The sequence below is a fragment of the Burkholderia sp. APQ4-4ca genome (assembly GCF_057837105.1).
In genome coordinates, this window is sequence record NZ_JBYQCG010000232.1 from 1 (window position 1) to 12,676 (window position 12,676).

The 12,676-nt window shown below is 66.1% G+C and carries 14 protein-coding genes; all 14 read left to right on the top strand.

Annotated features, from left to right (window positions below; all coding sequences use genetic code 11):
* On the top strand, positions 1-175 hold a 175-nt coding region (gene rpmF, locus AC3IFE_RS27810; protein WP_489193521.1), incomplete at its 5' end, for a 50S ribosomal protein L32.
* A gap of 129 nt (positions 176-304) precedes the next feature.
* Entirely contained in the window at positions 305-1,411 is a 1,107-nt protein-coding gene (plsX, locus tag AC3IFE_RS27815) for a phosphate acyltransferase PlsX (RefSeq protein WP_089466982.1), read from the top strand.
* The gene (locus tag AC3IFE_RS27820) at positions 1,412-2,401 is read left to right on the top strand and encodes a beta-ketoacyl-ACP synthase III (protein WP_089466983.1); all 990 of its coding nucleotides are present in this window, start codon (positions 1,412-1,414) and stop codon (positions 2,399-2,401) included. It abuts the gene before it with no gap.
* 84 nt (positions 2,402-2,485) lie between these two features.
* Positions 2,486-3,418 carry an ACP S-malonyltransferase gene (fabD, locus tag AC3IFE_RS27825; protein ID WP_089466984.1) on the top strand — a complete coding sequence of 311 codons (933 nt, stop codon included), beginning with the start codon at positions 2,486-2,488 and terminating at the stop codon, positions 3,416-3,418.
* Between the two features lie 36 nt (positions 3,419-3,454).
* A complete protein-coding gene (fabG, locus tag AC3IFE_RS27830; protein WP_006476504.1) occupies positions 3,455-4,204 on the top strand; it encodes a 3-oxoacyl-ACP reductase FabG in 750 nt (249 codons plus the stop codon).
* Positions 4,205-4,348: 144 nt separating this feature from the next.
* A complete protein-coding gene (acpP, locus tag AC3IFE_RS27835) occupies positions 4,349-4,588 on the top strand; it encodes an acyl carrier protein (RefSeq protein WP_004197638.1) in 240 nt (79 codons plus the stop codon).
* 164 nt (positions 4,589-4,752) lie between these two features.
* Entirely contained in the window at positions 4,753-5,985 is a 1,233-nt protein-coding gene (gene fabF, locus AC3IFE_RS27840; RefSeq protein WP_059574009.1) for a beta-ketoacyl-ACP synthase II, read from the top strand.
* A gap of 11 nt (positions 5,986-5,996) precedes the next feature.
* Positions 5,997-6,461 (top strand): hypothetical protein, encoded by a 465-nt coding sequence (locus AC3IFE_RS27845; RefSeq protein ID WP_089466985.1) that lies wholly within the window; start codon positions 5,997-5,999, stop codon positions 6,459-6,461.
* A gap of 89 nt (positions 6,462-6,550) precedes the next feature.
* The gene (gene rpoE, locus AC3IFE_RS27850; RefSeq protein ID WP_006490873.1) at positions 6,551-7,150 is read left to right on the top strand and encodes an RNA polymerase sigma factor RpoE; all 600 of its coding nucleotides are present in this window, start codon (positions 6,551-6,553) and stop codon (positions 7,148-7,150) included.
* 86 nt (positions 7,151-7,236) lie between these two features.
* On the top strand, positions 7,237-7,854 hold the full coding sequence (locus tag AC3IFE_RS27855; protein ID WP_489193308.1) for a sigma-E factor negative regulatory protein: 618 nt from the start codon (positions 7,237-7,239) through the stop codon (positions 7,852-7,854).
* Positions 7,855-7,859: 5 nt separating this feature from the next.
* Positions 7,860-8,912 (top strand): MucB/RseB C-terminal domain-containing protein, encoded by a 1,053-nt coding sequence (locus tag AC3IFE_RS27860; RefSeq protein ID WP_089466987.1) that lies wholly within the window; start codon positions 7,860-7,862, stop codon positions 8,910-8,912.
* 16 nt (positions 8,913-8,928) lie between these two features.
* Positions 8,929-10,434: a DegQ family serine endoprotease gene (locus tag AC3IFE_RS27865; protein WP_489193311.1), complete on the top strand. Its 1,506-nt coding sequence runs from the start codon at positions 8,929-8,931 to the stop codon at positions 10,432-10,434.
* Positions 10,435-10,441: 7 nt separating this feature from the next.
* Entirely contained in the window at positions 10,442-10,678 is a 237-nt protein-coding gene (locus tag AC3IFE_RS27870) for a glutaredoxin family protein (RefSeq protein ID WP_089466989.1), read from the top strand.
* Positions 10,679-10,874: 196 nt separating this feature from the next.
* The gene (gene lepA / locus AC3IFE_RS27875) at positions 10,875-12,668 is read left to right on the top strand and encodes a translation elongation factor 4 (protein ID WP_301740249.1); all 1,794 of its coding nucleotides are present in this window, start codon (positions 10,875-10,877) and stop codon (positions 12,666-12,668) included.
* Positions 12,669-12,676 lie beyond the last annotated feature (8 nt).

Genomic DNA, 12,676 nt, shown 5'->3' on the forward strand with positions numbered 1-12,676 from the left:
AGTCCAGCAAAACAAGAAGTCGCCGTCGAAGCGCGGCATGCATCGTTCGCACGATTTCCTGACGGCAGCGCCGCTGGCAGTCGAGCCGAGCACGGGTGAAGTGCATCTGCGTCACCACGTCAGCCCGAACGGCTACTATCGCGGCAAGAAAGTCGTCAAGACGAAGAACGACTAAGCGTCAAGTCACGCGTTGCGCGCTACGCTCGCCGTTCGCGTGACAACTGGTTCGCTTGACACTTTCCTGGCTCAACAAAAAGGCGGCATTCAACTGCCGCTTTTTTGTGCCTGAAATTCGTCGCATTCCATGACCGTAAAGCTCACAATCGATTGCATGGGAGGCGACCACGGCCCGTCCGTGACCGTTCCCGCGGCAGTCAAGTTCGTCCGCGCGCATCCTGATGCGCACCTGATGCTCGTCGGCATCGAAAGCGCGATTCGCGCTCAGCTGAAGAAGCTGAAAGCCCTCGACGATCCCGCGTTGACCATCGTGCCCGCCACCGAAGTCGTGGCGATGGACGACCCTGTCGAAGTGGCGCTGCGCAAGAAGAAGGATTCTTCGATGCGCGTCGCGCTCAACCACGTCAAGGAAGGCGCGGCGCAGGCCTGCATCTCCGCCGGCAATACCGGCGCGCTGATGGCCGTTTCCCGTTACGTCCTCAAGACGCTGCCCGGCATCGAGCGGCCCGCGATCGCGTTCGCGCTGCCGAACCCGAGCGGCTACACGATGATGCTGGACCTCGGCGCGAACGTCGACTGCGAGCCGCAGCACCTGCTGCAGTTCGCGGAGATGGGGCACGCGCTCGTGGCCGCGCTCGAAGGCAAGGAGCGCCCGACCATCGGCCTGCTGAACATCGGCGAAGAGGTCATCAAGGGCAACGAGACGATCAAGCGCGCAGGCGAGTTGCTGCGCGCCAGCACGCTCAATTTCCGCGGCAACGTGGAAGGCAACGACATCTACAAGGGCACCGTCGACGTCATCGTGTGCGACGGCTTCGTCGGCAACGTCGCGCTGAAGACGTCCGAAGGCCTCGCGCAGATGCTGTCGGACATCATCCGCGAGGAGTTCGGCCGTTCGCTGATGTCGAAGCTGATGGCGCTGCTCGCGCTGCCGGTGCTGATGCGCTTCAAGAAGCGCGTCGACCACCGCCAGTACAACGGCGCGGCGCTGCTGGGGCTGAAGAGCCTCGTGATCAAGAGCCACGGTTCGGCCGACGCGTACGCGTTTGAGTGGGCGATCAAACGCGGGTATGATGCCGTCAAAAACGGGGTGCTGGAGCGCCTCGCGCGCGCGATGGCGGATAATTCAGTGTCGCTCGGCGACGGCGGACACGACGCGGGCGGCGCGGGCCAGGCAAGCCCGGCCGCAGGCCATCACGCCGAACCTTCCGCCGCGCAATCCTCTAAAGCATAAATGGCCCAATCGACTCTCTATTCCCGCGTGCTCGGCACGGGCAGCTACCTGCCGCCCGACCGCGTCACGAACCAGCAGTTGACCGATCGTCTTGCGAAGGAAGGCATCGAGACCAGCGACGAATGGATCGTGGCGCGCACGGGCATCCATGCGCGCCATTTCGCCGCACCCGACGTCACGACGAGCGATCTCGCGCTCGAGGCGTCGCGTCGTGCGATCGAAGCGGCCGGCGTCGATCCGCAGTCGATCGACCTGATCATCGTCGCGACTTCGACCCCCGATTTCGTGTTCCCGAGCACTGCGTGCCTGCTGCAGAACAAGCTCGGCATCAAGAGCGGCGGCGCGGCATTCGACGTGCAGGCCGTATGCTCGGGCTTCGCGTATGCGATGGCCACCGCCGACAGCTTCATCCGCAGCGGCCAGCACCGCACCGCGCTGATCGTCGGCGCGGAGACGTTCTCGCGCATTCTCGACTTCAAGGACCGCACGACCTGCGTGCTGTTCGGCGACGGCGCGGGCGCGGTGATCCTGTCCGCATCGGAAGAGCCGGGCGTGCTCGGCAGTGCGCTGCACGCGGACGGCAGCTACTCGAACATCCTGTGCACGCCGGGCAACGTCAATCGCGGCGTGATCGACGGTAGCGCGTTCCTGCACATGGACGGGCAGGCCGTGTTCAAGCTCGCGGTCAACGTGCTCGAAAAGGTCGCGATCGAAGCGCTCGCGAAGGCGAATCTCGCGCCCGAGCAAATCGACTGGCTGATTCCGCATCAGGCCAATATCCGCATCATGACCAGCACCTGCCGCAAGCTCGGCCTGCCGCAGGAGCGCATGGTCGTGACGGTCGACCAGCACGGCAACACGTCGGCCGCGTCGATTCCGCTGGCGCTCGACGCCGCGGTGCGCGACGGCCGCATCCAGCGCGGCCAGCACGTGCTGATCGAAGGCGTCGGCGGCGGCTTCACCTGGGGCGCGTCGGTCTTCCGCTTCTGATCCGCGGCGCGCGACAAGCCGCGCGCGGATCCCGTCGGCGCGCCGTTCATGCGCGCCGTCCGAATCGATTCAATTGGGGACGATATGAAATTTGCATTCGTTTTTCCGGGGCAGGGCTCGCAAGCGATCGGCATGCTCAATGCATTCGCCGATCTGGCCGTCGTGCGCGAGACGCTCCAGGAAGCGTCCGATGTGCTCAATCAGGATCTCGGCAAGCTGATCGCCGAAGGTCCGGCCGAAGAGCTGAACCTGACCACCAACACGCAGCCCGTGATGCTGACCGCCGCGTACGCGTGCTACCGCGCGTGGCAGCAGGCAGGCGGCCCGGCGCCGTCGATCGTCGCCGGCCACAGCCTCGGCGAATACACGGCGCTCGTCGCGGCCGGCGCGCTCGCGTTCAAGGACGCGGTGCCGCTCGTGCGCTTCCGTGCGCAGGCGATGCAGACGGCCGTGCCGGTCGGTCAGGGCGGCATGGCCGCGATCCTGGGCCTCGACGACGACACGGTGCGCGCGGTGTGTGCCGAAGCCGCGGAAGCGGGCGTCGTCGAAGCGGTGAACTTCAATGCACCCGCGCAGGTCGTGATCGCAGGCAGCAAGGGCGCGGTCGACAAGGCGTGCGAGATCGCGAAGGCGAAGGGCGCGAAGCGCGCACTGCCGCTGCCGGTGTCGGCGCCGTTCCATTCGTCGCTGCTCAAGCCGGCGTCGGATCAACTGCGCGACTATCTCGCGAACGTCGACGTGAAGGCGCCGCAGATTCCGGTCGTCAACAACATCGACGTCGCGGTGGTCAGCGATCCGGCGGCGATCAAGGACGCGCTGGTGCGCCAGGCCGCGGGCCCGGTGCGCTGGGTCGAGTGCGTGCAACACATCGCGAGCACGGGCGTCACGCACGTGATCGAATGTGGTCCGGGCAAGGTGCTCGCCGGCCTGACGAAGCGCATCGACGGCAACCTGGTGGGCGCCTCGGTGTTCGATCCGGCTTCGCTCGACGAAGCGCTCAAGCTCGCGACCGCCTGACGCGGCGCTTTTTCCCAAGCAACGGATATTCGATTCATGGACAAGACTCTCGATAAACAGGTTGCGATCGTGACCGGCGCGTCGCGCGGCATCGGCCGTTCGATCGCGCTCGAACTCGCGCGCCTGGGCGCGACGGTGATCGGTACGGCGACGAGCGAATCGGGCGCCGCCGCGATCACCGCGGCGTTCGCGGAAGCGGGCGTCACGGGCCGCGGCGCGGTGCTGAACGTCAACGACGCGGCCGCCGCCGAGGCGCTGATCGATGCGACCGTGAAGGAATTCGGCGCGCTGAACGTGCTCGTCAACAACGCGGGCATCACGCAAGACCAGCTCGCGATGCGGATGAAGGACGAGGACTGGGACGCGGTGATCGACACCAACCTGAAGTCGGTGTTCCGCCTGTCGCGCGCGGTGCTGCGCCCGATGATGAAGGCGCGCGGCGGCCGCATCATCAACATCACGTCGGTGGTCGGCTCGGCCGGCAATCCGGGTCAGGTCAACTACGCGGCCGCGAAGGCCGGCGTCGCGGGCATGACGCGGGCGCTCGCGCGCGAGATCGGCAGCCGCGGCATCACCGTGAACTGCGTGGCGCCGGGCTTCATCGACACCGACATGACGAAGACGCTGCCGGAAGAACAGCAGGCCGCGCTCAAGACCCAGATTCCGCTCGGCCGCCTCGGCAGCCCGGAGGACATCGCCCATGCCGTCGCGTTCCTCGCATCGCCGCAGGCCGGTTACATCACCGGCACGACGCTGCACGTGAACGGCGGCATGTACATGTCGTAACGGTTTTCGTTTACCATCCGCGCCGTATCCCGTTTTTCAGGCGGATCGGCGCTTGATCGACCATCAAGCCAACGCGCGTTTTGCCGTCAGCAAACCTGATAAAATGCGCGCACTTGTAAATCTGAACTTTCCCTCGGAGGGGTAATGGACAACATCGAACAACGTGTCAAGAAGATCGTCGCTGAGCAACTGGGCGTCGCGGAAGCCGAGATCAAGAACGAAGCTTCGTTCGTGAACGACCTGGGCGCCGATTCGCTCGACACGGTCGAACTGGTGATGGCTCTGGAAGACGAGTTCGGCATGGAAATCCCGGACGAAGAAGCAGAGAAGATCACGACCGTTCAGCAAGCGATCGACTACGCTCGCGCAAACGTCAAGGCGTAAGCGCCTTTCGCGCTTGTCCGCCACGTCGCCGCGATCTTCGCGATTGACGCGCCATCCTGCCGGCTTCGCGCCGGACGGACTAACAGCCACAGGGCTCGCAGGGCTGGTTCCTGTGGCCACTGTGGCTTTTGTTTTTGTCATCCAATAATGGAAAAGAGGTTACCGTGAGCCGCCGTCGTGTTGTCGTTACAGGCCTGGGGCTGATTTCGCCTGTTGGCAATAATGTTGCCGACGGCTGGGCCAATCTCGTCGCCGGCAAGTCCGGTATCGCCACCGTCACGAAGTTCGATGCGTCGAACCTCGCGTGCCATTTCGCGGGCGAAGTGAAGGGTTTCAGCGCCGAGGAATACATCCCGGCGAAGGAAGCCCGGAACATGGACACGTTCATCCATTACGGCATCGCCGCCGGCGTCCAGGCCATGCGGGACAGCGGGCTGGAAGTGACCGAAGCCAACGCGGAACGCATCGGCGTGCTGGTCGGTTCCGGCATCGGCGGCCTGCCGATGATCGAGGATACGCACCAGACCTACGTCGATCGCGGTGCGCGCCGGATTTCGCCGTTCTTCGTGCCGGGTTCGATCATCAACATGATCTCGGGCCACCTGAGCATCATGTTCGGCCTGAAGGGCCCGAACCTCGCCGCCGTCACGGCCTGCACGACCGGCCTGCACAGCATCGGCCTCGCCGCGCGCCTGATCCAGGCCGGCGACGCCGACGTGATGGTCGCGGGCGGCGCCGAATCGACGGTGTCGCCGCTCGGCATCGGCGGTTTCGCGGCAGCGCGCGCGCTGTCGACCCGCAACGACGATCCGGCTACCGCGTCGCGTCCGTGGGACAAGGACCGCGACGGCTTCGTGCTGGGCGAGGGTTCCGGCGTGATGGTGCTCGAGGAATACGAGGCGGCGAAGGCGCGCGGCGCGAAGATCTACGCGGAAGTCTCGGGCTTCGGCATGACGGGTGACGCGTACCACATGACCGCGCCGAACATGGACGGCCCGCGCCGCTGCATGGTCGCCGCACTGCGCGACGCCGGCGTGAACCCCGACGAGGTCCAGTACCTGAACGCGCATGGCACGTCGACGCCGCTGGGCGACAAGAACGAGTCCGACGCGGTGAAGGCGGCCTTCGGCGAGCACGCGTACAAGATGGTGGTCAACTCGACGAAGTCGATGACGGGCCACCTGCTGGGTGGCGCGGGCGGCCTCGAATCGGTGTTCACGGTGCTGGCGCTGCACAACAACGTGTCGCCGCCGACCATCAACATCTTCAACCAGGACCCCGAGTGCGATCTCGATTACTGCGCGAACACCGCACGTGACATGAAGATCGACGTGGCCGTGAAGAACAACTTCGGCTTCGGCGGGACCAACGGCACGCTGGTGTTCAAGCGCGTCTGACGTCGAATCGCTTGACGAGTCCATTCGATGCTCCGGCCGGGCGTCCGCAGCGCTTTGCGTTGCGGGCCTCGGCCGTGTCGTATCTCGTGCTGGCCGCGTTCGTCGCGTCGGCTGCCGCGTCGGCGTACCTGTTCTGGGCGCCGCGCGCGGGCGCTGCCGCCGGCGCAGGCGTGTCGGCCGCGACGGCGGCCCTGCTGGCCGTATGCGCGGCGCGGGCTTGCGCCCGCCGGTTGCCGGCCGAGCTGCAAATCGATGCGTTCGGGGAGATTGCGGCGTTTGGCCGCACCGGGCGATTGCTGGCTCGCGGCCGCGTGACGGGCCATGCGCACTGGAGCAGCCTGCTGCTGGTGCTGTCGGTCGGGCAGGGCGCCCGGCGCGCGCGGCCGCTGCTGATTCCGGCCGACGCGCTCGACGCCGCGTCGTTCAGCGCGCTATCGGTGCTGGCGAGAACGGCCGGGGCGGCGGGGCGGGCATGACGGCGGCAGTTACCGACCGTAACCAGCGGCCGGCGCCGGAACGCTACAATAACGCTCCGCGTTGCATCCCTAGTTAACGGATTTGTCAGGTGAGTGAAAAAGAAATCGATCAGGCTCTGGTCGAGCGCGTACAGAAGGGCGACAAGGCGGCGTTCGAACTCCTGGTCTCCAAATACCACCGCAAGATCATTCGGCTGATCTCGCGCCTCGTGCGGGATCCCGCCGAGGTCGAGGACGTGGCCCAGGACGCGTTCATCAAGGCGTATCGTGCGCTGCCGCAATTCCGCGGCGAATCGGCGTTCTATACGTGGTTGTACCGTATTGCCGTCAACACGGCGAAGAACTACCTTGCGACGCAAGGCCGCCGGGCGCCGACCTCGACCGAGGCCGATGCGGAGGAAGCGGAAACTTTCTCCGACGCAGACCAACTAAGGGATATCAACACGCCTGAGTCGATGTTGATGAGCAAGCAGATTGCCGAAACGGTCAACGCTGCAATGGCTCTGCTGCCCGAAGAACTGCGCCAGGCAATCACGCTGCGCGAGATCGAGGGCCTGAGCTACGAAGAGATCGCGGAAATGATGGGCTGTCCGATCGGGACGGTTCGGTCGCGGATCTTCCGCGCGCGCGAAGCAATCGCTGCCAAATTGCGTCCGCTGCTCGATACGCCCGAAGGAAAGCGCTGGTAAGCGCGACAGGCGGAGCGACGCGGGTCGGGGTCTAGTTACGGATAGAGTCGTGAAGTCACGACGGGGTGTGCAAGATGGGGAGCATCATGGGGTCGGTCAATACGCAATCGCAAGCGTGCTCGCGCGGCGAGCGCCTTTCCGCGCTGGTCGACGGCGAAATGTTCGATGGCCCGGATCACGGGCAGTTTCTGGCTGAGCTCGACCGCGCGGATCGCGCCGTGTGGGCCCATTACCACCTGATCGGCGATGCGCTGCGCTCGGACGAGCTCGCGCTGTCGCCCGCGTTGAGCATTGCGTTCACCGCGCGCATGTCGGCCGCGCTCGAAAGCGAGCCGCACCTGCTGGCACCGGCGGCCGCGCCGGTCGCGCGCAAGCTGCTGTCGCTGCGCCGCCGTGTCGTGCCCGCGTTCGCGGTGGCCGCCGCGGCCGCCACGCTGACGTGGATCGTCGTCCCGCAGATGCAGACGGCCGGTGCGCCAGGCGCCGTTCAGGTCGCATCGGCAGGCGCGCCGCAGAACGGCAACCTGCAGCGCGTGACGGTTGCGCAGGCATCGGCCCAGCCGGGTCTGCAAGACGTCAACATCATCCGCGACGCGAGCCTCGACCAATACCTTGAAGCGCACCAGCAATTCGCGCAGCAGCCCGTCGTCACGGGTTCGATGCCGCTGATCCGCGCTGCCGTGACCACCACGCCAGGCCAATAAACCCGATGCGGACATTGCAGTTGAATCACGCCATCTCCGGATGGAAGCGGCTGCCGGCCCTCCTGCTTTGCGCAGCTGCCCTGTTGTCCGTTCACTCCCTTCCCGCCAGCGCCCAGCAACCGGACGATCCCGTCGCGACCCGCAAGGGCGCCGCGGACTGGCTCGACCGCGTCCAGCAGGCCGCGCAGCAGCAGAGCTACGAAGGTACGTTCGTCTATCAGCGCGGCGGGTACGTGCAGTCGTCGCGCATCGCGCACGTGTCGTCCCGCGACGGCGAGTTCGAGCGGATCGAGACGCTCGACGGCAAGCCGCGCAAGCTGCTGCGGCACAACGACGAGCTGTACACGTTCGTGCCCGAGCGCAAGCTGTGCGTGGTCGAGCGCCGTCAGACGCGCGACGCGTTCCCCGCGCTGCTCGGCGCGAGCGGCGAGCACGTGATGTCCGTCTACGATGCGAAGTCGCTCGGCAAGGACCGCGTGGCCGGGATCGACGCGCAGGTCGTCGAGCTCGTGCCGAAGGATGCGTACCGTTTCACGTACAAGCTGTGGGCCGATGCGCGCACCGGGCTGCTGCTGCGTTCGCAGACGCTCGACGCCAACGATCGCGTGCTCGAACAGATCGCGTTCTCGCAAGTGCAGACGGGCGGCGCAAGCGGCGACAAGGCTGCGATTGCAGCCGGCATGCGCAACCTGAGCGGCTGGACGGTTGTGCGCCCGCCGGTCGCGACGGTCGACATGGAAGCGCAGGGCTGGCAGCTCGCGCCGAGCGTCGCCGGTTTCCAGAAGATTCGTGAAGTGCGCCGGCCGATGGCCGCGCGCGATGCGGGCGATCCGCCGATCCCGGTCGACCAGGCCGTTTTCACCGACGGCCTCGCGACGGTCTCGGTCTTCATCGAGCCGGCCGAGAAAAATACGCGCAAGGAAGGCGCGGGCAGCACCGGTGCGACGCACGTTCTCGTGAAGCGCCGCGGCGACTACTGGATCACCGTGCTCGGCGAAGTGCCGCCAGCAACGTTGCAGCAGTTCGCGTCTGCCATAGAATACAAGGCTTCCAAGTAACGCTACGGCTTCCGACATGACGAAACTCACGCTGCGCAAAGTGCTCGCGGCGGCGGCGCTGTGTGCCTGCCTGCCGCTCGTCCCGCAAACCGCGGTCGCTGTCACGCCTCCCGCTGCCAGCCTGCCCGATTTTGCCGACCTCGTCGAAAAGGTCGGCCCCGCGGTCGTGAACATCCGGACCACCGCGAACGTGCCGGTACCCGACCCGCGCGGCGTGCTCCCGCCCGGCTTCGACAACGGCGACATGTCGGAATTCTTCCGGCGCTTCTTCGGCATTCCGCTGCCGCAGGCGCCCGGCAATGGTGGCGGCGGCAACGGCGGCAGCCCGAAGAACGCGCCGGCGCCGGACAACGGGCCCGACACCGAGCAGAACCGTGGCGTCGGCTCGGGCTTCATCGTGTCGGCCGACGGTTACGTGATGACCAATGCGCACGTCGTCGACGATGCCGACACCATCTACGTGACGCTGACCGACAAGCGCGAATTCAAGGCGAAGCTGATCGGCGTGGACGACCGCACGGACGTCGCGGTCGTCAAGATTCAGGCGTCGAACCTGCCGGTCGTCGCGATCGGCGATTCGAACAAGGTGCGCGTCGGCGAGTGGGTCGTCGCGATCGGTTCGCCGTTCGGTCTCGACAACACGGTCACGGCCGGCATCGTCAGCTCGAAGAGTCGCAACACGGGCGACTACCTGCCGTTCATTCAGACCGACGTCGCCGTGAACCCCGGCAACTCGGGCGGCCCGCTGATCAACATGCAGGGCGAGGTGATCGGCATCAACTCGCAGATCTACAGCCGCACCGGCGGCTTCATGGGCATTTCGTTCGCGATTCCGATCGACGAGGCGATGCGCGTGGCCGACCAACTGAAGGCGACCGGCAAGGTCACGCGCGGCCGGATCGCAGTGGCGATCGGCGAGGTGACGAAGGACGTGGCCGATTCGATCGGGCTGCCGAAGGCCGAAGGCGCGCTCGTCAGCAGCGTCGAGCCGGGCGGCCCGGCCGACAAGGCCGGCATCCAGCCGGGCGACATTATCCTGAAGTTCAACGGCCGTCCGGTCGATGCGGCGTCGGACCTGCCGCGCATGGTCGGCGATACGAAGCCCGGCACGAAGGCGACGGTCAACGTGTGGCGCAAGGGTCAGGCACGCGATCTGCCGATCACGATCGCGGAGACGCCGGCCGAGTCGACGGCGAAGGCCGAGCAGCGGAAGAACGCGCCGCAGAAGCCCCGTCAGACCAATTCGCTCGGCCTGACGGTCAGCGACCTGACGGCGGAGCAGATGAAGACGCTGAAGCTGAAGAACGGCGTGCAGATCGACGGCGTCGACGGCCCCGCCGCCCGCGCGGGCCTGCAGCGCGGCGACATCGTGCTGCGCGTCGGCGACATCGACATCGCGAACGCGAAGCAGTTCGCCGACGTGACCGCGCAGCTCGATCCGCAGAAGGCGGTCGCGGTGCTCGTGCGGCGTGGCGACAACACGCAGTTCGTGCCCGTGCGGCCGCGCGCGACCCAGAAGTAACGCGCGGATGTTCACGCTCTACGGCCGCGGCTGGTGCCACCTGTGCGACGACATGCGCGACGCACTGGCGCCGGTGGCGGCCGAATTCGGCGTCGCGGTCGACTACGTCGACATCGACACCGATGCGGCGCTCGTCGCGCGTTACGACGAGGACGTGCCGGTGCTGCTGCTGGACGGCGTGGAAGTGTGCCGCCACCGGTTCGACGACGTGCGGGTGCGCGGTGCGCTGGCGGCCCGGCGTTGAGCGTGACCTGCCGCCGGCCCGTGCCGCTCGTACGGGGTTTGATCCGGCGGGCGCCCGGCCGGGCTCGCGCGGGGCGGGCGTCCGAAATCCCGCCCGGCGTAAGCCTTTTCGGCTAAAATAAGCCGTTTTTTCACCGACTTACACAAGGCGTGCTCCGCAGTCGTCGAGCGCGCCTTTTTCGCTTGATCGGCACTGAATGGATCATATTCGCAATTTCTCGATCATCGCGCACATCGACCATGGCAAGTCGACACTCGCGGATCGCATCATCCAGGTATGCGGCGGCCTCGCCGACCGTGAAATGGAAGCGCAGGTGCTCGACTCGATGGATATCGAGCGCGAGCGCGGCATCACGATCAAGGCGCAGACGGCCGCGTTGTCCTATCGCGCACGCGACGGCAAGGTCTACAACCTGAACCTGATCGACACGCCGGGGCACGTCGACTTCTCGTACGAGGTCAGCCGTTCGCTGTCCGCGTGCGAAGGCGCGCTGCTGGTGGTCGACGCGAGCCAGGGCGTCGAGGCGCAGACGGTCGCGAACTGCTACACGGCGATCGAGCTCGGCGTCGAGGTCGTGCCGGTGCTGAACAAGATCGACCTGCCGGCCGCGAACCCCGAGAACGCGATCGAGGAGATCGAGGACGTGATCGGCATCGACGCGACCGACGCGACGCGCTGCAGCGCGAAGACGGGCCTCGGCGTGGAAGACGTGCTCGAGTCGCTGATCGCGAAGGTGCCGCCGCCGAAGGGCGACCCGGCCGCGCCGCTGCAGGCGCTGATCATCGATTCGTGGTTCGACAACTACGTCGGCGTCGTGATGCTCGTGCGCATCGTCAACGGCACGCTGCGTCCGAAGGACAAGATCAAGATGATGGCGACCGGCGCGCAGTACCCGGTCGAGCACGTCGGCGTATTCACGCCGAAGTCGCGCAATCTCGAGTCGCTGTCGGCCGGGCAGGTGGGCTTCATCATCGCGGGCATCAAGGAGCTGACGGCCGCGAAGGTCGGCGATACCGTCACGCATGCCGCCAAGCCCGCCGCCGAGCCGCTGCCGGGCTTCAAGGAAGTGAAGCCGCAGGTGTTCGCGGGGCTCTATCCGGTCGAGGCGAACCAGTACGATGCGCTGCGCGAATCGCTCGAGAAGCTGAAGCTGAACGACGCCTCGCTGCAGTACGAGCCGGAAGTGTCGCAGGCGCTCGGCTTCGGTTTCCGCTGCGGCTTCCTCGGGCTGCTGCACATGGAAATCGTGCAGGAGCGGCTCGAGCGCGAATTCGACATGGATCTCATCACGACCGCGCCGACGGTCGTCTACGAGGTCGTGCAGAGCGACGGCTCGACGATCATGGTCGAGAACCCGGCGAAGATGCCGGAGCCCGGCCGCATCGCCGAAGTGCGCGAGCCGATCGTCACCGTGAATCTCTACATGCCGCAGGATTACGTCGGCTCGGTGATCACGCTGTGCGAGCAGAAGCGCGGCTCGCAGATCAACATGCAGTATCACGGCCGCCAGGTGCAGCTCACGTACGAGATCCCGATGGCCGAGATCGTGCTCGACTTCTTCGATCGCCTGAAGTCGGTGTCGCGCGGCTATGCGTCGATGGACTACGAGTTCAAGGAATACCGCTCGTCGGACGTCGTGAAGGTCGACATGCTGATCAACGGCGACAAGGTCGACGCGCTGTCGATCATCGTGCACCGGTCGCAGTCGCAATACCGCGGCCGCGAAGTCGCCGCGAAGATGCGCGAGATCATTCCGCGCCAGATGTACGACGTGGCGATCCAGGCCGCGATCGGCGCGCACATCGTCGCGCGCGAGAACATCAAGGCATTGCGCAAGAACGTGCTCGCGAAGTGCTACGGCGGCGACATCACGCGGAAGAAGAAACTGCTCGAGAAGCAGAAAGAAGGTAAGAAACGCATGAAGCAGGTGGGTTCGGTCGAGATCCCGCAGGAGGCGTTCCTCGCGATCTTGCGCGTCGAAGACAAATAACAGGACTG